Below are 22,737 nucleotides of genomic sequence, written 5' to 3' on the forward strand. Positions count from 1 at the left end.
AAAAGTTTCGGAGCCCCGCCTAGCAATTCGGCCGTTCCAGGCTCGTCCGCTGGAACCTCCAGGCCTCCAGCACCGACTGCACCAGCGAGGCCAGCGGGATGGCGAAGAAGACGCCCCACACGCCCCAGATGCCGCCGAAGACGAGGATGGCCGTGATGGAGGCCACGGGGTGCAGGTTCACGGCCCCGGACAGGAGCAGGGGCACCAGGAGGTTGGCGTCCAGGAGCTGGATCAGCAGGTACGTGACCATGGCCCAGGTGAACTGCGCACTCAGGCCCCACTGGATGTAGCCGATGATCAGCACCGGCACGACCACCACCACGGCCCCGATGTACGGAATGATGACGGACAGGCCCACCAGCAGGCTCAGGAGCATTGCGTAGTCCAGACCGAAGAGCAGGAAGCAGGCGTAGGTCGCGGCCCAGACGATGAGCACCTCCCAGATCCTGCCGCGCACGTAGTTGCCGGCCTGGGTCTTGAAGTCCGTCCAGACCTTGCTGGCCAGGGTGTGGTCCGCGGGCAGGAAGCCGCTCAGCCATTCGAGGATGACGCGTTTGTCCTTGAGGAAGAAGAACACGAGGATGGGCATGAGCACGAGGTAGACCACGAAGGAGAAGACCGAGCGCACCGAGGAGAGCGAGAAGGCCAGGACCTTCTGGCCGATCTGGGAGAACTGCACGGTCACGGAGTCCACGATGGCCTGGATCTGCGCCTCCGTGAAGAAGGGGTATTTCCGGGGCAGGTATTCCAGGGCCGTCTGCCCCTGGGCCACGATGTACGGGATGTTCTCGATGAGGTCCGTGATCTGCGTGGCGAGCAGCGGGATCAGGGCCAGGAGCAGCACGGCCAGGAAGAGCATGAAGAGCCCGAAGACGAGCCCCACGGCCAGCATGCGCGGGCAGCGGAAACGCTCCAAGGTGCGCACCAGCCCCTCCAGGAGGAAGGCGATGACCACGCTGGCGATGACCGGCGCCAGGAGGTTGCCGACGGACAGGACGACGGCCGTTCCGATGGCCAGGACCAGCAGGAGGATGACCAGCTGCGTGTCCGAGAAGACCGTGTGCAGCCACTTGCGCAGGATTTCCATTTTTTTGCTCGCTCGGGGTGGAAATGGGCTTCCGGTTATCTAGACACAGCCGTGCGCGCCGTCAACGCGGGGCCTGCGCCGAAAAAAACGGCCGCCCCGTGAGGGGCGGCCTAAGGAGGAGTTTCCGGAACCGGCCGGTTTTCGGCGAAGAACCTGGCGAGGGGAGGATGCGCTTCGACAGGCCGGTTCGGCGGAAAAGGGTTATCTGATGAAGAGCATCTCCATGTAGCTGGGCAGGGTCCAGAGGTCGTCGGCGACGAGGGTCTCCAGCAGGTCCGCGTGCTTCCGCACTTCGCCCATGGCCGGCAGGATGGTCTTCTGGAAGTAGCGGGCGTGCTCCAGGGTCGAGGAACCCTTGTCGCCGTTCTCCAGCAGGGCCTCCAGTTCATAGGTGACCTTCTGCATGGCGCGCAGGTTGGTGGTCAGCTGGTCGAGGGTCGTGGTGCCGAATTCCTTGCCGATGGCCTGCAGGTTCGCGCAGGCCTGGGCCAGCTCGTTCTGGTAGCGGAAGGAGGCCGGGAAGATGACGGTCTTGGCCATGCGCAGCATGAGGTTGGCCTCGGTCTCGACGGTCTTGCAGTACTGCTCCAGGTAGATCTCTTCGCGGGAGCGCAGCTCGGCTTCGGTCAGGACGCCGTACTTGGTGAACAGCTCGATGGTCGTGGGCGCGGACAGCATGGGCAGCGCGTCGGGGGTGGCCTTCAGGTTGGCCAGACCGCGGCGCTCGGCTTCCTTGTGCCATTCCTCGGAGTAGCCGTCGCCGTTGAAGATGACGGCCTCGTGCTCGACCATGAGCTTCTGCAGCAGTTCCTGCACGGCGGCGTTGAGCTTGGCCTTCTTGCCGCCCGTGGTCTTTTCCAGCTCCGTGGCGATGTAGTCCAGGGACTCGGCCATCATGGTGTTCAGGGCCACCTGGGAGCCGGCGATGGACATGGAGGAGCCCACGGCGCGGAACTCGAAGCGGTTGCCGGTGAAGGCGAAGGGGCTGGTGCGGTTGCGGTCGCCCGGATCCATGGGCAGCGGGGGCAGCGTGTCGACGCCGATGTGCATGACGCCCTTCTGCTTGGAACCCTTCACTTCGCCCTTCTTGAACTGCTCGAAGACGTCGGTCAGCTGGTCGCCCAGGTAGACGGACATGATGGCCGGCGGGGCCTCGTTGGCGCCGAGACGGTGGTCGTTGGAGGCGCTGGCCACGGTGGCGCGCAGCAGCGGGCCGTACTTGTGCACGGCGCGGATGGCGGCGGCGCAGAAGACCAGGAACTGGGCGTTGTCATGGGGCGTGTCGCCGGGATCGAACAGGCAGCCGACCTCGTCGTTGCCGATGGAGTAGTTGAGGTGCTTGCCCGAGCCGTTGATGCCGGCGAAGGGCTTCTCGTGCAGCAGGCAGACCATGCCGTAGCGCTTGGCCACGCTGCGCAGGACCGTCATGACCAGCTGGTTGTGGTCCGTGGCCAGGTTGCCCTGCTCGTAGATGGGCGCGATCTCGAACTGGCTGGGGGCCACCTCGTTGTGGCGGGTCTTGACCGGGACGCCGAGCTTGAAGAGCTCGCGGTCCACTTCCATCATGAAGGACAGGACGCGGCGCGGCACGACGCCGAAATACTGGTCCTCGAACTCCTGGCCCTTGGGCGGCTTGGCGCCGAACAGGCTGCGGCCGGCGATGAGCAGGTCGGGACGGGCGAAGACGAAGTTGCGGTCGATGAGGAAATATTCCTGCTCGGGGCCGGCGAAGCTGGTGATGGGCAGCTTGGTGTCGACGCCGAAGAGCTTCAGGACGCGCTTGGCCTGCTTGTTCAGGGCCTGCATGGACCGCAGCAGCGGGGTCTTCTTGTCCAGGGCCTCGCCGGTCCAGGACACGAAGGCCGTGGGGATGCACAGGACGGTGCCGTTGGGGTTTTCGAGGATGTAGGCCGGGCTGGTCACGTCCCAGGCGGTGTAGCCGCGGGCTTCGAAGGTGGCGCGCAGGCCGCCGGAGGGGAAGCTGGAGGCGTCGGGCTCGCCCTGGATGAGCAGCTTGCCGCTGAACTCGGCGATGGCGCCGCCCTTGCCGTCGGGCACCAGGAAGGAGTCGTGCTTCTCGGCGGTCAGGCCCGTCAGGGGGAAGAAGACGTGGGTGAAGTGGGTGGCGCCCTTCTCGATGGCCCAGTCCTTCATGGTGTTGGCCACGACGTCGGCCACGGAGGCGTCGAGCTTCTCGCCCAGCTCGATGGTCTTCTTCAGGGACTTGTAGATGTTCTTGGGCAGGCGCTCACGCATGACGCTGTCGTTGAAGACGTTGCTGCCGAAAACCTCGGTCGGGGAGGTTTCCTTGAAATTCAGGGGGGCATGCGTGGGTTTATAGTCGGTGATGGCCTTGATGGCGTCCCGACGGGCCGTTAATCCGTTCATGATATCCTCCAGGGCAAGTTGGTGTATGCTGTTTTCGGCATGAGCCGCGCTCAGGTTCGCGAGGTATTAAGCAATCCAAGTGCCATTCCGGCAACACCCTGAAATATATACCCCGGCCGAACTGGACAGTTGAATAGGTTACATTTTTGAAATATGCAACCGAAATATTTCCCATCCAGGCGACGATAAAATTACAATTTCGTAAACCAATCCACAAATGCGGATGCCCGCGCGCACCCGCCAAGGCCGCAAAGGCAGCGTGCGGCCCGCCCGCAGCGTCGCGTCTGCCCCTGGAGGGGTCCGCAACCGTGGACATTAATGTCAATTATCCGCCCGTACTTGATTTAAAGACCAGACGCGTGCACGCTTCAAGGCACTGATTTCCCCCACCGCAACCCGGAGTCCGTCCGATGCAAGCACCCAGCTCCGAATACCTGCATCTGCTGTCCCGCAATCCGGTCTTCACCGCCGCCAAATCCGTCTGGGGGTACGAGATCCAGGCCGCCGCAGACCCGGTCGGCCTGCCTCCGGACCAGGATGGCGTCGGGGCGACGGTCATCGCCGGGGATTACGTGGGGCTGAAGAACATCCTGGCGCGCAGCAAGAAGATGCTCCTGGCCTATTCCCGGGAGCAGTTGGAGCAGTCCGTGCCGCGTGCCATACCGGCCCAGTCCTCGGTCATTCTCCTCGGGCCCGCCTGCCAGCAGGACCCGAGCCTGGCACAGCCCCTGGCCCGGCTGGTCCGGGAGGGACACACCCTGGCCATGGAGTGGGACCCGCGGATCACGCCGGGCGCACCGTGCCTGGAGGTGGCGGGCATGCTCTGTCTGGCCGGGCCCGGCATGGTCGCCGACGCCGGCCTGGGCGACGCCCTGACGCGCGGCGCCGCGGCAAAGGAATGCCTGGTCCGCAACGTCGTCACGCGCAGCGAGGCGGAGAGCCTGCTCGGCCTCGGCGCGACCCTCTTCCAGGGCCCCTTTTTCAAGACCGCGGAGATCATCCCCGGCCGCAGGCTGTCCTCCCACCAGAACTCGCGCCTGCAGCTGCTGCGCGGCGTCGAGGGGGAAAACCCGGACCTCGACGCCCTGGCCAAAACCATCCAGGCCGACGTGAGCCTGGCCTACCGCCTCCTGTCGTACCTGAACTCCCCGGCCTTCGGGTTCATGCGCAAGATCGACTCCATCCGCCAGGCCATCACGCTCCTGGGCTGGATCAACGTCCGCAACTGGCTGCGCGCCGTGCTCATGGCCGACATGGCCCAGGGCGAGACCCAGGTCGAGGTCCTGCACGTCTCCCTGCGGCGCGGGCGCTTCCTCGAACAGCTGGTGACAAGCAACGACTACTGGAATTTCAGGCCCGACGAGATGTTCCTGCTGGGGATGTTTTCGCTGCTCGACGCCATCCTCGGCGTGAGCATGACCGAAGCCCTGGCCAGCCTGCCCCTGACCGAGGCCCAGAAGAAGGCCCTGACGGCCTCCGGCCCCACCGAATACGCCCCGCTGCTGGCCCTGATGGCGGCTTTCGAGGAAGGCGGACACAGCCTGGACAGGATGCTCCAGGACCTGAGCCTCGACCCGGCCGCAGCGCGCCGGCTCCATCTCGAAGCCGGCGCCTGGGCGTCCGCGATCCTGGATCTGGGGCGCGCGGGCTGATCCTTACGCCAGGGGCGTGACCTGCCAGATGTTCCGGACATATTCCATCACGGCCCGGTCGCTGGAGAACCTGCCCATGTGGGCCGTGTTCAGGATGGACATGCGCGTCCACCGCTCCCGGTCCTCGTAGGTCCGCGAGACCTCCTCCTGGGCCCGCACGTAGCTCTCGTAGTCGGCCAGGACCATGTAGTAGTCGCCCTGGTTCAGCAGGGAGTCGACGATGGGCCGGAACAGGTCCGGCGCCTCGGGCGAGAACGCGCCCGTGGCGATCATGTCCAGGGCCTTCTTCAGCTCCAGGGAGCGTTCGAAGTACTGGCGCGGGTCGTAGCCGTCCGCGCGCATGCCCACCACCTCCTCCTCGGTCAGGCCGAAAAGGAAGAAGTTCTCCTCCCCCACCGCCTCCCGGATCTCGATGTTCGCGCCGTCCAGGGTGCCGATGGTCAGGGCCCCGTTCAGGGAGAACTTCATGTTGCCCGTGCCCGAAGCCTCCATGCCGGCCGTGGAGATCTGCTCCGAGAGGTCCGCCGCGGGAATGAGCTTCTCGGCCTGGGACACGCAGTAGTTGGGCAGGAAGACCACGCGCAGGGCGTTGCCCACGGCGGGGTCAGCGTTGACCACGGCGGCCACGGAGTTGATGAGCTTGATGATGAGCTTGGCCTGGAAATACCCCGGCGCGGCCTTGCCCCCGAAGAAGACCGTGCGCGGCGTGTGCTGCCCGCCGGCCTCGGTGCGGATGCGGTTGTAGAGGGTGATGACGTGCAGGACGTTCAGGAGCTGGCGCTTGTACTCGTGGATGCGTTTGACGTGCATGTCGAAGAGGGTCGAGGGGTTCAGACCCACGCCCAGCTTGCGCAGCACGTAGCGGGCCAGGAGCTTCTTGTTGCGCCGCCGCACCTCCTGCCAGCGCTGCCGGAAATCGGGGTCGTCGGCATGCGGGGCCAGGGCTTCGAGCCGGTCCAGGTTCATGATCCACCCGTCGCCGATGACGGAGGTGATGAGTTCGGACAGGGCAGGGTTGGCCTGCAGGAGCCAGCGGCGCGGCGTGATGCCGTTGGTCACGTTGATGAAGCGCCCCGGGTAGAACTCGTCGAAGTCCCTGAACAGCCTGTTCCTGAGGATGGTCGAGTGCAGCTGCGCCACGCCGTTGACCTTGTGGCTGCCGACGATGGCCAGGTGGGCCATGCGCACCTGCTTGCGGTCCCCTTCGGCGATGAGGGACAGGGCGCGCAGCAGGTCCGTGCGGCCGGGATGCCTGCGGTCGACCTCGTCCAGGAAGCGGCGGTTGATCTCGAAGATGATCTGCATGTGCCGCGGCAGGACGTTCCCCACGAGGTCCACGGACCACGTCTCCAGGGCTTCGGGCAGGACGGTGTGGTTGGTGTAGGAGAAGGTCCGCTGGCAGATGCCCCAGGCCCGTTCCCATTCCAGGGCCTCGTCGTCGACCAGCAGGCGCATGAGTTCGGCGATGCTGATGGCCGGGTGCGTGTCGTTGAGCTGCACGGCCACCTGGTCCGGGAAGCAGTCGAAGGAGGAGTAGTTGTTCTTGCGGAAGCGGCGCAGGATGTCCTGGAAGGTCGCGGCCACGAAGAAGTACTGCTGCCGCAGGCGCAGCTCCTTGCCGCGGGCGCTCTGGTCGTTGGGATAGAGGACCTTTGAGATGTTCTCGCTCTCGGCCTTGGCCTGGACCGCGCCGATGTAGTCGCCGCGGTTGAAGACCTCCAGCTCGAAATCGCGGGTTGAGATGGCTTTCCACAGGCGCATGTTGGTCACGTTGCCGTTCATGTACCCCGGGACCATGATGTCGCAGGCCATGGCCATGACCGATTCCGTGTCGACCCAGCGGAACCGCTCCAGCCCGGCGCTGTCCTGATAGACCTCGCTGCGCCCGTAAAAGTGAATGCGATACATGAAGTTTACGCGGCGAAGGACCCACGGCGAGTCCTGCCGCAGCCAGTTGTCCGCGCACTCGTGCTGGTAGCCGTTCACGATGGTCTGATAGAAGATGCCGTAATCATAGAGGATGCCGTACCCGTAGGCCGGAATCCTGCACGTCGCCATGGAGTCCATGTAGCAGGACGCGAGCCGCCCCAGGCCGCCGTTGCCCAGGCCCGGGTTCCACTCCTCCTCCAGCAGTTCGTCCAGATCCAGGCCGAAATCGCGCACGGCCTCCCGGCATTCGTCCTCGATGCCCAGCGCCTGGATGTAGTTCATCAGGAACCTGCCGGGCAGAAATTCCAGGGACATGTAGTAGACCCGCTTGGCGATGGAATCGTAGTAGGAGCGCTGGGTTTCCAGCCACTTGCTGACCAGGCGGTCGCGTACGCTGTAGCACAGGCCGAGGTAGTAGTGCATCTGCCGGGGCGGAAAGGGGTCGCTGCCGAGGGTCAGGGCCACGTGCCGCTGGATGTCGTCCTTGAGCACTTCCACGGTCTGGTTGATCTCCGGGCTGTTCATGAATCCTCCTGCTTTTGATGCTGTCCGTACCCCGAACGGAAAAACATTCCAACTGGAATGTGCTCCTTTACAGGTCGCGGGGCGGCATTAGAAAGCCTGAAACAAGGAGAACGGCAATGTCTGTCAAAAGCGCAAACGGGCCGCGAGCCCTGTTGTTCACAATTATGGTGCTGGCCCTGGCCGCGACCTGGCCGGCCGGAGGTGACGCCATGGAAAAGATCATCAAGACAGACGCCCAGTGGCGCGAGACCCTGACGCCCGAGCAGTACCGCGTGCTGCGCGAAAAGGGCACGGAACCCGCCTTCACGGGCCTGTATCACGACCATCACGAGACCGGGGTCTACGCCTGCGCCGGCTGCGGCACCCCCCTCTTCGCTTCGGAGACGAAATTCGACTCCGGCACGGGCTGGCCGAGTTTCTACAAACCCATCGACGAATCAAACGTATCCACGCACGAGGACCGCTCCTGGTTCATGGTCCGCACGGAAGTGGTCTGCGCCGTCTGCGACGGGCACCTCGGACACGTCTTCCCGGACGGGCCCAAGCCCACGGGCCTGCGCTACTGCATCAATTCCGCCGCCCTGACCTTCGTGCCCCAAAACACCAAGTAAGCCCCCATCCCCCCGGAAGGAATGATTTTTCCTTCCGGGGCTGCCTGAAATCCGCCCTCTTCCCCCCGGGGTTGCCTCCATCCGCATCATCGGTTACATGTAAAATCGTTATGGACTCTCATGTAACTGCGGCCGGCATTTCCCGCTCCCCTTCTCCTGCCGTTCATCCCCTCTCTCCCCGCCGGCGGCATCAACTGAAGCATCACGAGGTATGATATGAATGGTCACGGCTCTTTTGTCGTCACCTCGCTCTTCTTCGCCATGTTTTCCACCCTGGTGGGATTCGGCGTACAGAAGACGGCCGAATCGGAGGCACGGCAACAGTACCTGCCCCGCATCCAGGCCCTCGACGAGGAACGACAGGAACTGGCCCGCCAAGTGGCGGAACTCGAAAAAATGAAGATCAAGGACGTCACGGTCACGGCCTACAGCCCGACCGTGGCCGAATGCGGTCCCGAACCGCATGTCACCGCAAGCATGGTCAAGGCCCGGCCCGGCATCGTCGCCGTCAGCCGCGACCTCTTCGACCAGGGCTGGGTCTTCGGAAAGAAGGTCTACGTCAAAGGGCACGGAATCTTCGAGATTGCGGACCTCATGTCCAAGCGCCACACGCAGCGCGTGGACATCTTCTTCCCGGACACCGAGGAAGCCAGGCGCTTCGGCGTCAAACAGGTCAAGGTGGCCCTGCTGGCAGGATAGGGCCCAACGAAAAAACCCCGTCGCGAGACGGGGTTTTTTCGTTTCAAAGGGAGCGGTCCGAAACGCTAGAAGGTGTAGTCCACCACCCTTCTCTCCGCCGCGACCGCGGAGACGAAGGCCACGCACTTCTGGTGCTCGGGGTGGACCTGGTAGGTCTGCAGGTCTTCGGGGGAGTCGAAGACGGTGTACAGCACGACCTGGGTCTCGGGGATGGAGGCGAACACGTCCGTGCTCACGACCAGGGTGCGCAGCACGGGGATGAGCCCGGGCAGGGCGGAGAGCATGTCCTTCATGATCTTCGCGTTTTCGGCCGCGGTCTTTCCCTCGGCGCTGTCCTTCAGTTTCCACATGACGATATGTCCGACCATGATTCCTCCATCAGGTTTGTGATTGCCAGCAGTCCAGGAAGACGCGGGGTTCGTCCCGCATCCTGCGCCTGACCGCCTCGGGCACGAGCCCGGATGTCTCCAGGCCCGCGCAAAATTTATCCCGCACCATGCTCGCGCTGATGTCGAGCCGCGGCATGCTCACGAAAGCCACGAGCCGGCCGCCGGCGATGCGCCGCAGCCCCGGCCCCGCCTTTTCAAAACGCCAATGATCCCCAAGAAAGCCGTCCACCCTGTCCAGGCCTATGCCCATGCGATCCACCACCGCCAGGTCCGCCAGCAGGGGCAGTTCGAGCCCGCGGTGCCATTCGGGCAGGGTCAGCAGATCCGTGCTGCCGAGGATGAAGACGTGGTTCACGTCCGGGGCGACCTCGCGAAGCCGGGTCAGCGTGGCGAAGGAGTAGGACGGCACCGGCATCCCGCCCTCGAAGGCGCTCACCCCCAGGCCGTCCACGCCTTCGACCGCCCCGCGCAGCAGGCTCAGGCGCGTTTCGAAGCCCAGCAGTCCCGCCTCGCCCTTGTGCGGCGGGATGCGGGCGGGCATCAGGTCCACCCGCGCAAGGTCCAGGGCCTCCCTGGCCTCCAGGGCCATGCGCAGGTGTCCGTTGTGCACGGGGTTGAACGTGCCGCCGAGTATCCCGACCGATCCGGCCAGGGAATCAGCCACGCACCTGCCCTTCGCCGAAGACGATGTACTTCAGGCTCGTCAACTCCTTCACGCCCATGGGGCCGTAGGAATGGATCTTGGAGGTGCTGATGCCGATCTCGGCCCCCAGGCCCAGTTCCCCGCCGTCGTTGAAGCGCGTGGACGCGTTGATGAGCACGCAGGAGGCGTCCACCGTGCGCAGGAAGCGCATGGCCCGGTCGTGGGTGCGGGTCAGGATGGCTTCCGAGTGGCCGGAGCCGTGGGCTGCGATGTGCTCCTCGGCCTCGCGCTGGGTGTCCACGACCTTGACGGCCAGGGTCAGGGCCAGGAACTCGCGGCCGTAGTCGTCGGCCGCCGCGGGCTGGGCCGAGGCGCCCAGCAGCGCCAGGGAGCGGGGGCAGGCCCGGAAGGTCACGCCCTGGGGCGCGAGGCGCTCGGCCAGGCGCGGCAGGAAGGACTGGGCCGCCTCGCGGTGGACGAGCAGGCACTCCAGGGCGTTGCACACGCCGGGGCGCTGGACCTTGGCGTTCTCGATGATGGCCAGGGCCTGGTTCTGGTCCGCGTCGGCGTGGACGTAGATGTGGCAGACGCCCTTGTAGTGCTTGAGCACGGGCATGGTCGCATCCTTGACCACGGCCCGGATGAGGCCCTCGCCGCCGCGCGGGATGACCACGTCGATGTACTCGTCCAGGGACAGGAGATGCTTGACCGCGGCCCGGTCCGTGGTCGGGACCATCTGCACGCAGCCCTCGGGCAGCCCGGCCGCGGCCAGGGCCCGGCGCAGGAGGCCGCCCAGGATCTGGTTGGAGTGGAAGGCCTCGGAGCCGCCGCGCAGGATGACGCTGTTGCCGGCCTTGAGGCAGAGGATGGCCGCGTCGACGGTCACGTTGGGGCGGGACTCGTAGACGATGGCGATGACGCCCAGGGGGATGCGCATGCGGCCCACGAGCAGGCCGTTGGGCCGCTTGATCATGCCCTCGACCTCGCCCACCGGGTCGGACAGCCCGGCCACGTGCCGGCAGGCCGCGGCCATGGAGTCGACGCCCTTGTCGGTGATGCGCAGGCGGTCGATGCGGGCTTCGTCGAGGCCTGCCTTCCGCGCCGCGTCGAGGTCCTTGGCGTTGGCCTCGAATATCTCGCCGCGGGACTCTTCGAGGAGGTCCGCCAGGGTCGTCAGGGCCTTGTCGCGCTGAAGTCCCGTGGCCGTGGCCAGTGTCCGCGACGCGGCCCGCGCCGAGGCGGCCAGCTCGCGCATTTGCGATTCCAGATTCATCCGTCACTCCTGTCTGCTGGGGTCCAAAGCCGAAACGTGAAAACAGTTATCATCAAAGACTATACCAACGCCGCCCGCCAGGCAAGAAACGGTCGGGCCGCAGATCGCCTTTTCGCCAAAAACTCATTGATCTCAATATATTTTTCCCTGCAGCATTCCCTTTGACCTTTTTCCTGATTCCGCATACACAGGCAGAGCTTTTACAATAATGGCAATTCGAAATTTAAGGAGCCTCCCATGGAAGCACGCACCCCCGAGCACGATATCCTCAAGACCATCGAACAGGAAATGGACTCGGACATCCATCCCCTGCTGAAAAAGATCCTCGACAACATCAAGCCCATCGGCATCGCCGTCGGCGGCATCGTGGCCGCCGTGGCCGTGTACACCGGGGTCACCTCCTACCAGTCTTCCCAGAACGAGAAGGCCGTGAGCCAGTTTGGCTCCATCATGGTCCTGGACGACCAGGCCGCGCGCGCCGAAAAGCTCCAGTCCTTCGTCCAGTCCGGGCCCGAGGGCCTGCGCCCCGCGGCCCAGCTCGAACTGGCCAGGATCTTCATGGACTCAGGCGAGTACGACAAGGCCGCCGCCGCCTGGAAGGCCCTGGCCCCGAACGCGAACATGAAGACGCTGGCCGGGCTCGGCGAAGCCAAGGCCCTGGTCTTCAAGGGCGACTACGCCGGCGCCGTGACCATCCTGTCCGCCCTGAAGAAGGACGCCGGCGAGGAGTTCGCCGGGGCCATCTCCGCCAATCTGGCCTTCGCCGCGGAAAAGGCCGGCCAGGCCGACCTGGCCATCGCCGAATACGAGGCCCTGAAGACCAAGGAAAGCGGCAACGACGCCTTCCTCGACTACAAGATCGGCAAGCTCAAGGCCAAGACCCAGGGCTAGAGAACCGATGCACGGCCCGCCGCCGCAACCGCGCGGCGGCCGGCTTCGCCCGCACCAACTTCGGGATATCGGACGCAATGAGCATGACAACCGACGATTTTCTGCACTACCTGCAGACCCTGCACTCCACGGTGCAGCAGCTCGACCCCCTGAGCCCCCTCCAGTCGAGCCTGGACAGCCTGCTGTCCATGACGGCCGAAGCCATGAAATACAAGCGCATGGCCCTGGCCATATTCGACCCCAAGACCAACACCATCCGCTTCGACCTGACGTACGGCCACAAGGGACCGGTCAAGGCCACCTACGCGCCCGGCCAGGGTGTCACGGGGCAGGTCCTGGACAGCGGCAAGCCCATCATCGTCGAGGCCATGGAGCGTGACGAGCGGTTCCTGAACAAGGCCATGGGACGCTCGCCCAAGGAACTGGCCGAACTGTCCTTCATCTGCGTGCCCATCTCGCGCATCAACGCCGACGGCGTGACCGAGGCCCTGGGCGTGCTGAACGCCGACATCCCCTGCCAGCCCATGGACGTCCTGCGCATGCACTGCGCCTTCCTGGAGGTGCTGGCCGCGGTCATCGCCCGCCAGACGGCCTACCTGCAGGAGAACATGGCCCAGAAGGAGCTGTGGGCCTCCATGGGCTTCCTGGGCGAGGCCATGGACCGCGAGAAGGCCCTCATGCAGGCCAAGATCGTGGCCACGTCCAAGGCCATGGCCTTCGTCATGGGACAGATCATGCAGGTCGCGTCCAGCAAGGCCTCGGTCCTGCTGCGGGGCGAGTCCGGCACGGGCAAGGAGCTCCTGGCCGAGGCCATCCACAACGCGAGTTCCCGGCGCTCCAAGCCCCTGGTGCGCCTGAACTGCGCCGCCCTGCCCTCGGAACTGCTGGAAAGCGAGCTGTTCGGCCACGAGCGCGGGGCCTTCACCGGCGCCGTGGGCCCCAAGAAGGGCCGCTTCGAGCTGGCCCACACGGGCACGCTCTTCCTCGACGAGATCGGCGAACTGAGCGCCGAGGCCCAGGCCAAGCTGCTGCGCGCCCTGCAGGAGGGCGAGATCCAGCGCCTGGGCAGCGAGAAGAGCATCAAGGTCGACGTGCGCATCATCTGCGCCACGCACCAGCCCCTGGAGAACCTCATCCAGTCGGGCCGGTTCCGCGAGGACCTCTACTACCGCATCAACGTCTTCCCCATCTTCATCCCGCCCCTGCGCGAGCGCCGGGAGGACATCCTGCCCCTGGCCGAGTACTTCCTGGAGTTCTTTTCCAAGGAGTACGCCAAGAACATCAAGCGCATCTCCATGCCGGCCATCGACCTCCTGACCCAGTACCAGTGGCCGGGCAACGTGCGCGAGCTGCGCAACTGCATGGAACGCGCGGCGCTGATCTGCAACGAGGAGGCCATCCGCACCTATCACCTGCCCCCGACCCTGCAGACGGCCGAGAGTTCGGCCACGGACAACCAGCTGTCCTTCGGCGAGGCCGTGGGCAAGTTCGAGCAGGAGATCCTCGTGGAGGCCCTGCAGAAGTGCGGCGGCAACATGCTGCAGGTGGCCCGGGAACTGCGCGCCAGCTACCGGATCATCAACTACAAGATCAAGAAGTACAACCTCGACCCGAAAAAGTACGACGTGCGGGGCAAAACGCGCAAACCCTGATTGCGGGAGGGCTGCTCCTGGGCTATGCTGACGACGTTGGGCCCTGCCCGGCAAGGAGAGAGTCCATGCAGCCCGCGCCGCCAAAACGCGCCCACATCCGTACCAGAATCCAAGACCGCCTCGCCCGCTGCAAGGAACAGGGGCACGCCCCGGACAGGCTCACGGCGCTGAACATCTTCTTCGAGCTTGGCCTGGAATTCGACTCCCTGCACGACTTCAAGTCCCTCTGCGTGCTCGTTCCCGACATCTGCCTGGGAACGCCCGCATCCCTGTACATGCGCGGTCCCAAAGGGGACCTGCGCCTGCGCCGGACCACCAGCGCCCAGGGGGCCAAAGTCTTCAGCCTGCCCGACCCGCCGTGCCCCGAGTCCCCGGGCATCGTCCGCACGGTCGGAGGCGCCGTCGTGACCATTTGCGACGCCGAGCACCAGCCGAGGCTGATCGGGGCCATCGCCCTGCACCGCGAGGTGCCGCCGGACGAGGACGCCTTCTGGCTGGAATTCGCGCGCGGGGCCGCCCGCATCATGGCCGTCAAGCAGACGGCCGTGAGCAACCGCAAGCACCTGACCTTCATCAGCAACCTGGTCCGCGACATCGGGCACAACGTCATCGTGCCCAACATCCAGTTCAAGCTCCTCTTCCTGCAGCTCGAACGCCAGCTGACCCGGCTGCAGCGCAGGATCGACGGGCTCGCCCCACCCCGGCACGACGCCACGGACCTCGACGCGCGCCTGGAGCTGCCCGTCCTGGCCCGGGACCTGCTGTCCCTGCAGAAGACCATCTCCAGCCGCTTCCAGCAATCGAGCCTGTTCCTGGAAAGCCTGCTGCGGCGCGGCCACTTCGAGAAAGGCGGGTACGATCTCCTCCTCAGGCCCTGCAGGTTCAAGAGCCAGGTCTTCGAGCCGCAGATCGAACGATTCCAGTCCATGTTCCACGCCCAGGGCATCCGCATCGAGGTCGCCCCCGACGTGCGCATCGACGAGGAGATCGTGCTGCCGGCCGACCTGGGGCTCTTTTCCCAGGTGATCGCGAACCTGCTGGCCAACGCCATCAAGTACACGCGGTCCGTCGCCGGGGAGAAGCTCATGCGTTACGGATGGGAGACCGTGCCCGACGCCTTCGGCCAGGGCAGGGAGGGCGTGCGCCTCTTCGTGGCCACGACGGGCCCCGAGATTCCGTCCGGGGAACAGGCCCGGCTGTTCGAGGAGGGCTTCCGCTCGACGGGGGCGGACGGCGAGGACGGCAGCGGACACGGCCTGTCCTTCGTCAAGCAGATCGTCGAGCTCCACCGAGGCCGGGTCGGCTACGCCTACGAAGCGCCCATGAACATCTTCTCCATCATCATGCCCCGGGCGTAGGGCGCCGGACGGCAGAGGCGGGAACATGCCCGATTCCATACTGATCATCGAAGACGAAGCGGCCTTCCGCGAGGCGCTGCGCCATTTCCTGCAGGATGCAGGCTTCGCCGTACTCGAGGCCGTCGAGGCCGGCCGGGCCCTGGAACTGCTCGAAACCGGGCCGGCGGACATGGTCCTGCTGGACCTCGGCATCCCCGGCGGCGACGGGCTCGAACTGCTCTCGGCCATGAAGAGGATCCGCCCGGCCGCGCCCGTCATCATCGTCTCGGGCCGGACGCACATCGACGCGGCCATCGAAGCCTTCAAGGCCGGCGCCTGGGACTACGTCACCAAGCCCATCGCCAGCATGGACGTCTTCCTGAACGTCGTGCGCAACGGCCTGGCCCAGGCGCGCCTCACGCAGCGGGTGCAGGACAGCCAGGAACACCTCTTCCGCCTCGTCCAGAACCTGCCGATCATCGTCTTCAGCATCAACCGCAACCGGGAATTCGAGTTCCTGAACCGGGCCACCCTGGACATCCTCGGCTACACGCCCGAGGAGATACAGCAGGAGCCCAAGGCATTCCTGAAGCGCATCGCCGCCGCGGACCGCAGGAAGTTCACTGCCGCCCTGAAGAACGGCTTCAAGGTCGAAGCCTCGGAGTTCCGGCTGGATTTCCGCTTTCTGCACAAGAAGGGTTACGAGATCGACCTGCGGATCCAGTCCATCCCGAGCCCGCGCCGCGCAGACGGCGCCCCGGACCGCCTGGAGGGCATGATCCAGGACGTGACCCGCAACGCCTACATGGACAAGGTGCTGATCCAGAACGAACGCCTGAACATGCTGCGCAGCATGACCGAAGAGGTGGCCCACGAAATCCGCAACCCCCTCGTCTCCCTGGGCGGCTTCGCCCGCCAGCTGCGGGCCAGGTACCCCGATGCCCGCGAGACCGAGGTCATCATGGACGAATGCAACCGCCTCGAACGCCTGGTGCAGCGCGTCAACGCCTACCTCGAACCCCTGGCCGTGACCCTGACGCGCTGCTCCGTGCCCGCCACCCTCGCCTTCGTCATGCGCCTCCTATCCATCCGCCTGGAACACAAATCCATCACCTGCAGAAACGAAATCGACGACGACCTGCCGCCCGTCCTGGCCGACCAGGAGTTCCTGCACCGCATCTTCATCTATCTCCTCGGCCATGGAGCCGACGTCGTGGCCGAGTCGGGGTCCATCCGCATCACGTCGTCCACGTCCGACGGCCTGATCCACGTGACGCTGGGCATGAGCCCCGTCGGGGACGCGGCCGTGGACGAATATCGCCTCTTCATGCCCTTCGAGGACGAGGAGGTGAACCTGGCCATGTGCTCCCGCATGGTGGAACGCATCGGCGGCCATCTGCTGCTGACCCGCGCGGAGGGGCAATCCATCCTGACCGTCAGCCTTCCCGCCCATCCCTGACGTCGGGAACCCGGCGCGCTCGTCGGGGACACTTTTTTTGCACAAACGAAGAAAAATGTTCCACTATTGTCCTTCGGCCATATGGACGAACCGGCATTGTTGAACTATTCCTGACAGTCATCCGCGACCACCATCGGGATGCACGCGCATTGGCCCCGGCCTGCGCACGGAAAACCTCAATCACCAAGGAACCGCCATGGCAAAGGATATAAGCTGCGTCAGCGTCGACGACCCCAAGCTCTCCACCCTCTTCCGTCCCTTCGCCCTGAAGATGGAGCAGCAGGGGCTGCCGCCCATCGTCATCAACACCTTCAAGTGCTACTTCAACCAGTTCCTCTACGGCGCCCAGGGCAAGCTCTCGGACCGCGACATCCTTCCGGTGGAGGACGTCGAACTGGCCGACTACGACGCCATGGACCAGTTCAAGGAGGTCGGCGAGAAGGCCCTGGGACAGACGGCGGTCATCAAGCTCAACGGCGGACTTGGCACGAGCATGGGCCTGGAGTCGGCCAAGTCCCTCATCCCGGTCAAGGACGGCCTGAGCTTCCTGGACCTCATCCTCCTGCAGGCCAAGACCGTACGCGCCCACTACGGCGTCGAGTTCCCGCAGATCTTCATGAACAGCTTCAAGACCCACATGGACACCATGCTCAAGGTCGGGAACTTCAACAACGGCACCACGGGCATCGACCTGGCCTTTCTCCAGCACCGCTACCCCAAGATCATGGCCAGGGACCACGCCCCGGCCTCCTGGCCCCAGAACCCCGAGCTGGAGTGGAACCCCCCCGGCCACGGCGACATCTACACGGCCATGATCACTTCGGGCATCCTCGACGCCCTGCTGGACAAAGGCTACAATTACGCCTTCATCTCCAACTCCGACAACCTCGGGGCCATCATGAACCGCCGCCTGCTCGGCTACATGGTCCACCACAAGCTGCCCTTCCTCATGGAGGTGGCCAGGCGCACGGAGCAGGACAAGAAGGGCGGTCACCTGTGCCGTCTGAAGAAGAACAGGCAACTGGCCCTGCGCGAGGTGGCCCAGTGCCCGGACCAGGAGATGGATTCCTTCGGCGACATCGGCAAGTACCGATTCTTCAACACCAATTCCATCTGGGTCGACCTGCGCGTGCTGCAGTCGGTCTTCGTCTCCCACCGCATGATGCCGCTGGACCTCATCATCAACCCCAAGACCCTGGACCCCCGCGACCCCGACTCGCCCAAGGTCTTCCAGCTGGAGACGGCCATGGGCTCGGCCATCACCAACTTCCTGAACGCCCAGGCCGTCATCGTGCCCCGCAAGCGTTTCGCCCCGGTCAAGACCACCAACGACCTGCTGCTGGTCATGTCCGACTGCTTCATCCGCACGGAACGCGACACCATCGTGCCCAACCCGCTGCGCGAGGGCGACATGCCGGAGGTTTCCCTGGACGGGAAATTCTTCAAGAAGATCGACGCGTTCCTTGAGCGCTTTCCCCAGGCCCCGCCGTCCCTGCTGGATTGCGCGAGCCTGAAGGTCGAAGGGGACGTGCGTTTCGAGGAGGGGGTGCGCTGCGTCGGTGACGTGCGCGTGATCAACAGGGGGCCGGCCCAGGCGGTCATCCCCGCCGGCACCGTGCTGCAGGGAGAGACCATCCTTGGCTGATGCCGGACCGGCCGCCTGCAGCCCCGTGCGGGGTGTGGTGCTGTCCGCCCTGGCGGCCGTTTTCTTCGCCCTGTGCCCCCTGCAGGCACAGGGCGCCGGTCAGGTGCTTGTCCTCAACTCCTACCACCCGGGCTACAAGTGGTCCGACGACATCCTGCACGCCCTGGAGACAAGCCTGCATCAGTTCGACCCGGAGCTCGTCATCCGCGTCGAGCACATGGACACCAAGCGCAACCTCGACCCCGCCTACATCGACTGCCTGCCGGACTGCCTGAGGCGCAAATACGCCTTCATGCGTCCGGACCTCGTGGTGACCCTGGACGAGGCCGCCTTCACGCTCATGCTGGAGCGTGGCGAGGAAATGTTCGGCAGGACCCCGACGGTCTTCTGCGGCGTCAACACCACCCCCCTGCCAGCCCTTCCCCGCTGGATGACCGGGGTCCGCGAGCACGTGGACCTGCCGGCGACCATCCGCCTCATGCGCACCCTGCAGCCGAACCTGCGCGAGGTGGCCGTGGTGGCGGACCGCACCGACACGGGGCAGGCGATCCTCGCGGACCTGCGCAACGTCTTCCCCGCGGACCTCTCCCTCAGGGTCCTGGACGACCTGCCGCTGCCGCAGCTGGCGCGCGAGGTCTCAGCCCTGGGTCCGGAGACGGGCCTTCTCTTCCTGCTCTACTTCAGCGACCGGGAGGGCAACCTCTACGAACCCGGCGAGGCCATGGCCGCCATCTCCAAGGCCAGCCCGACGCCGGTCTTCGGGGCTTGGAACTTCCTCATGGGTCACGGGCTGTTGGGCGGCTACCTGACGAGCGGGTACGAGCAGGGCCGCACCGCCGGCTACATGGCGGCGAGCATCCTGTCGGGGAAGGACCCTTCCAGCATACCCGTGATCACGGACAAAATCGCGGGCCTTGAAATCGACGTGCGGGAGATGCAGCGGTTCGGTCTGTCCCCGATCCAGTTTCCCGACGAGACCCGCTTCTTCAACGCCGGGAACGGCGCGCGACGGGACATTCTGATTCTCCATTCCTACAACGCTGGTTTCCGCTGGACCGACGACATCCTGCGCGGCGTCACGGAAAGCCTGGCGAATGTTCCCGGCGGCACGGAACTGCATGTCGAGTACATGGACACCAAGCGGCATCCCGAAGCCGAATTCACCTATCTGAACTACCTCCTGCTGCGCGAAAAGTACCATTTCACGAAATTTTCGGCGATCGTGACCTCCGACGACAACGCCTTCAACTTCGCCCGCCAGTACCGCAAGAGCCTTTTCCCGGACGCCCCCATCGTCTTCTGCGGGGTAAACTACCTCGAAAACCCGTCGGCCATGGCCGCCGAAAACATCACCGGGGTGCTCGAATCCTACGACATCCTCGGCACCGTGAAGGCCGCGGCGGATCTGGTCCCGGGCGCCCGGCGCCTCGTCGTCGTCAACGACGCCACGCCCACGGGCCTGGGCAACCTGATGCGCTTCGAGGAGGTGCGGCCCCTGCTGCCCGGACGCCTGCAGGTGGAGATGCTCCAGAACATGTCCATGACCCGCCTGCTGGAGCGGCTGTCGTCCCTGCCCCCCGACGCGATCATCCTGCTCATGAGCATGAACCGGGACAAGGACGGCAACAACTTCACCTACGACGAAAGCTGCGCGAAAATCGTCCAGGCCAGCCCCGTGCCGGTCTTCTCCTTCTGGGACTTCTACCTCGGCGCGGGCACCGTGGGCGGCGTCGTGACCAGCGGGTACCACCAGGGGCTGTCGGCCGGCTCCCTGGCCCGGGAAATACTGTCCGGCAGGAGCCCCCGCGACCTCCCCGTCATCGTCGAGAGCCCCAACAGCCTCACCTTCGACGCCGGGGTCATGCGGCGCTTCGGTCTGGACCGCCGCCCCCTGCCCCAAAACGCCGTCCTCATCAACGACGACGCAGACTCGGCCCGCTACACCAGAGCCGTCTGGACCATCGCCATCCTCACGGTCATCATCCTCCTGCTCCTGGTGGCGTTCCTCTGCTTCTACGGCTGGCAGCGGCGCAAGCGGCGCCTCCTGGAACGGACGCTGCGCATCGACCCCCTGACCGGCGCCTTCACCCGCACGGCCTTCGAGACGGAGATGCCGAGCACGATCGCGTCGGCCACGGAGCGCGGGGAGCGCTTCATGCTCTGCTTCGTGGACGTGGACAAGCTCAAGCAGGTCAACGACACCTACGGCCATCTCCACGGTGACGCCTACCTCAAGGAGGTCGTGGCCGTCCTGCGCGCCCTGATCCGCTCCACCGACGAAATCTACCGCGTCGGAGGCGACGAGTTCGTCGTCGTCTTCCCCGGCTGCGGCCAGGCCGAGGCGAACCGCATCTGGAGCCAGGTCGACGAACGCATCCGGGACATCAACCGCGAAAGACGGCTGCCCTACGCCATGGGCATCACGCACGGCTGCGTGGCCTTCGACCCGGAGTCGCCCCAGGACATGGCCACGCTCCTGCGCCTGGCCGACCTGTCCATGTACGGGCGCAAAAGCGCTCAAGGCGATACGCCCTGACACGTCCCCCCTTTTTACCTGCTCAGCACGCCGGCAACACCGGCATGTCAGACATCTACTTGTATTTGTCGACCAATCGGATATATTGTCCTACAAGCTCCGCTCCGAACCCCGGAGGCTGACGGTCAGCATCCGGAAATTCGTGGCTGCGGGCTGCGCGCCGTCCGACAGACCCGGTCTGCCGCAGTCGCCCCGGACTCTGAGACAGACATGAAAAACCACGCAACATCCATCAGGAGGCACTCCATGGGCATTCGCTTCGGAATCCGCAACCGGCTGCTGTTATTGACCGGAATCATGCTGCTCTTCATGGGCGCCGTGGTGGCCTTCTTCGTCTACCAGGCGCGCGGCACCAAGACGGACATGATCGCCACCGTGGGCCGCATCATGAACGAGGACGCCCGCGACAAGATCCTGGTCGCCACGCAGAACATGGCCACGAGCATCGGCGCGGCCATCCAGGGCGTGAGCGACAACGACGAACGCATCGGCATCATCAAGAAGCTCATCGGCGACATCCGCTTCGAAGCCGACAAATCCGGCTACTTCTTCGTCTACCAGGGCACCATTTGCCGGGTGCTGCCGACCAAGCCCGAATCCGAAGGCAAGGACCTCGGAGGCCTCAAGGACGTGGGCGGAATCCTCTTCGTGCAAGAACTGCAGAAGCAGGCCCAGGCCGGGGGCGGCTTCGTCGAGTACGTCTTCGCCAAGCCGGGCAAGGGCGACCAGCCCAAGCTCAGCTACTCGATCATGATCCCCGGCACGGACATGTGGATCGGCACGGGCGTGTACATCGACAACATCGCCGAGGCCCAGGCCGCGGTGGCCGCCGACCTGGAGGCCGCGGCCTCGCGGTCTCTGACCATCGCCCTGTCCTTCATCGGCGCGGGCTTCGCCTTCCTCATCCTGCCCCTGACCATCTTCCTCATCCGCTCCATCATCACCCCGCTGAAGCGCATGATCGGGATGCTCAAGGACATCGCCGAGGGCGAGGGCGACCTCACGGCCCGCCTCAAGGACACCTCCGGTACCGAGACTCAGGAACTGGCCGAGTGGTTCAACACCTTCGTCGAGCAGGTCCACGGCATCATCCGCGAGGTGGTCGGCAATTCGAACCAGCTGAACCAGGCGTCCCAAGGCCTGCTCGGACTGGCCACGCAGCTGCGCCGGGCCTCGGGCGACATGACCTCCAAGTCCACCACCGTGGCCGCCGCCACCGAGCAGATGAGCTCCAACATGAACTCCGTGGCCTCGGCCATGGAGGAGTTCTCGACCAACATCTCCACCGTGGCCTCGGCTTCGGAGGAGATGACCGCCACAATCTCCGAGATCTCCCAGAACGCCTCCAAGGCCAAGGAGATCACCGGGCACGCCGTGGGCAAGGCCGGCGAGGCCTCGCGCCGCGTCAACGAATTGGGCGCGGCCGCCCAGGAGATCGGCAAGGTCACCGAGGCCATCACGGCCATCTCCTCCCAGACCAACCTCCTGGCCCTGAACGCGACCATCGAGGCGGCACGGGCGGGCGAGGCCGGCCGCGGCTTCGCCGTGGTGGCCAACGAGATCAAGGAACTGGCCCAGCAGACGGCCAAGGCCACGGAGGAGATCAGGGACAAGATCCAGGGCATCCAGGGCGCCACGGGCGTGACGGTCTCGGAGATCCAGCAGGTCACCCAGGTCATCGACGAGGTCGACGCCATCGTCGGCAGCATCGCCGCGGCCGTGGAGGAGCAGTCCGTCACCACCCGCGACATCGCCGACAACGTCGGCCAGGCCGCCCAGGGCGTCCAGGAGGTCAACGAGAACGTTTCCCAGGCCGACACCGTGACCCGCGACATCGCCAGGGAGGTGGCCGCCGTCAACGCCGCCTCGGGCGACATCGCCTCCTCGGCTGAAGCCGTGCAGCAGAGTTCCGAGAGCCTGAGCGGCCTGGCCCGCGACCTCAACGCCATGGTCGGGAAATTCAGGATATAAATCCGGTCGTGCTGAAAAAGGGCCCCTCCGAAGACGCCGGCGCGTCTTCG

The 22,737-nt window shown here is 65.3% G+C and carries 16 protein-coding genes; 10 read left to right on the top strand and 6 right to left on the bottom strand.

The genetic code is table 11. From position 1 onward, the window contains the following. Positions 1-19: 19 nt before the first annotated feature. Together ACZ5AC_RS07320 and ACZ5AC_RS07325 are read right to left on the bottom strand one after the other, a co-directional pair. Positions 20-1,087, bottom strand: coding sequence for an AI-2E family transporter (locus ACZ5AC_RS07320; RefSeq protein ID WP_464250292.1), 1,068 nt, complete (start codon positions 1,085-1,087; stop codon positions 20-22). A 201-nt stretch (positions 1,088-1,288) separates the two neighbouring features. After that, a complete protein-coding gene (locus ACZ5AC_RS07325) occupies positions 1,289-3,475 on the bottom strand; it encodes a glutamine synthetase III family protein (RefSeq protein WP_464250293.1) in 2,187 nt (728 codons plus the stop codon). Positions 3,476-3,885: 410 nt separating this feature from the next. On the opposite strand from ACZ5AC_RS07325, the gene ACZ5AC_RS07330 reads away from it, so the two are divergent. Continuing rightward, positions 3,886-5,127, top strand: a complete 1,242-nt coding sequence (locus tag ACZ5AC_RS07330; RefSeq protein ID WP_464250294.1) for an EAL and HDOD domain-containing protein — start codon at positions 3,886-3,888, stop codon at positions 5,125-5,127. A gap of 3 nt (positions 5,128-5,130) precedes the next feature. On the opposite strand, the gene ACZ5AC_RS07335 is transcribed toward ACZ5AC_RS07330, so the two are convergent. Continuing rightward, entirely contained in the window at positions 5,131-7,581 is a 2,451-nt protein-coding gene (locus ACZ5AC_RS07335) for a glycogen/starch/alpha-glucan phosphorylase (RefSeq protein WP_464250295.1), read from the bottom strand. A gap of 152 nt (positions 7,582-7,733) precedes the next feature. Between ACZ5AC_RS07335 and msrB the strand changes: the two genes are divergently transcribed. After that, positions 7,734-8,192, top strand: coding sequence for a peptide-methionine (R)-S-oxide reductase MsrB (gene msrB, locus ACZ5AC_RS07340; RefSeq protein WP_464250296.1), 459 nt, complete (start codon positions 7,734-7,736; stop codon positions 8,190-8,192). A gap of 216 nt (positions 8,193-8,408) precedes the next feature. Beyond that, positions 8,409-8,891: a 3D domain-containing protein gene (locus ACZ5AC_RS07345; protein WP_464250297.1), complete on the top strand. Its 483-nt coding sequence runs from the start codon at positions 8,409-8,411 to the stop codon at positions 8,889-8,891. 65 nt (positions 8,892-8,956) lie between these two features. On the opposite strand, the gene ACZ5AC_RS07350 is transcribed toward ACZ5AC_RS07345, so the two are convergent. The 3 genes from ACZ5AC_RS07350 to ACZ5AC_RS07360 are packed head-to-tail and all read right to left on the bottom strand — an operon-like array spanning position 8,957 to position 11,196. After that, positions 8,957-9,259, bottom strand: coding sequence for a Dabb family protein (locus tag ACZ5AC_RS07350; protein ID WP_464250298.1), 303 nt, complete (start codon positions 9,257-9,259; stop codon positions 8,957-8,959). 10 nt (positions 9,260-9,269) lie between these two features. Next, positions 9,270-9,944, bottom strand: a complete 675-nt coding sequence (gene nadD / locus ACZ5AC_RS07355; protein ID WP_464250299.1) for a nicotinate (nicotinamide) nucleotide adenylyltransferase — start codon at positions 9,942-9,944, stop codon at positions 9,270-9,272. Continuing rightward, positions 9,937-11,196 carry a glutamate-5-semialdehyde dehydrogenase gene (locus ACZ5AC_RS07360; protein ID WP_464250300.1) on the bottom strand — a complete coding sequence of 420 codons (1,260 nt, stop codon included), beginning with the start codon at positions 11,194-11,196 and terminating at the stop codon, positions 9,937-9,939. The genes nadD and ACZ5AC_RS07360 overlap by 8 nt, the downstream gene beginning before the upstream one ends. A 237-nt stretch (positions 11,197-11,433) precedes the next feature. Between ACZ5AC_RS07360 and ACZ5AC_RS07365 the strand changes: the two genes are divergently transcribed. The 7 genes from ACZ5AC_RS07365 (at position 11,434) to ACZ5AC_RS07395 (ending at position 22,687) form a co-directional block, all read left to right on the top strand. Next, on the top strand, positions 11,434-12,087 hold the full coding sequence (locus ACZ5AC_RS07365) for a tetratricopeptide repeat protein (protein WP_464250301.1): 654 nt from the start codon (positions 11,434-11,436) through the stop codon (positions 12,085-12,087). An 83-nt stretch (positions 12,088-12,170) separates the two neighbouring features. Then, positions 12,171-13,739, top strand: coding sequence for a sigma-54-dependent Fis family transcriptional regulator (locus tag ACZ5AC_RS07370; protein ID WP_464250605.1), 1,569 nt, complete (start codon positions 12,171-12,173; stop codon positions 13,737-13,739). Positions 13,740-13,804: 65 nt separating this feature from the next. After that, positions 13,805-15,097, top strand: a complete 1,293-nt coding sequence (locus tag ACZ5AC_RS07375; RefSeq protein ID WP_464250302.1) for a sensor histidine kinase — start codon at positions 13,805-13,807, stop codon at positions 15,095-15,097. A gap of 25 nt (positions 15,098-15,122) precedes the next feature. Beyond that, the gene (locus ACZ5AC_RS07380) at positions 15,123-16,535 is read left to right on the top strand and encodes a response regulator (RefSeq protein ID WP_464250303.1); all 1,413 of its coding nucleotides are present in this window, start codon (positions 15,123-15,125) and stop codon (positions 16,533-16,535) included. A 196-nt stretch (positions 16,536-16,731) separates the two neighbouring features. Further along, positions 16,732-18,180, top strand: coding sequence for a UTP--glucose-1-phosphate uridylyltransferase (locus ACZ5AC_RS07385; RefSeq protein WP_464250304.1), 1,449 nt, complete (start codon positions 16,732-16,734; stop codon positions 18,178-18,180). Next, positions 18,173-20,716, top strand: a complete 2,544-nt coding sequence (locus ACZ5AC_RS07390) for a diguanylate cyclase domain-containing protein (RefSeq protein ID WP_464250305.1) — start codon at positions 18,173-18,175, stop codon at positions 20,714-20,716. Before ACZ5AC_RS07385 ends, ACZ5AC_RS07390 begins: the two co-directional genes overlap by 8 nt. Before the next feature lie 246 nt (positions 20,717-20,962). Continuing rightward, positions 20,963-22,687 carry a methyl-accepting chemotaxis protein gene (locus tag ACZ5AC_RS07395; RefSeq protein ID WP_464250306.1) on the top strand — a complete coding sequence of 575 codons (1,725 nt, stop codon included), beginning with the start codon at positions 20,963-20,965 and terminating at the stop codon, positions 22,685-22,687. Positions 22,688-22,737 lie beyond the last annotated feature (50 nt).

The sequence above is a fragment of the Desulfomicrobium aestuarii genome, assembly GCF_055385525.1.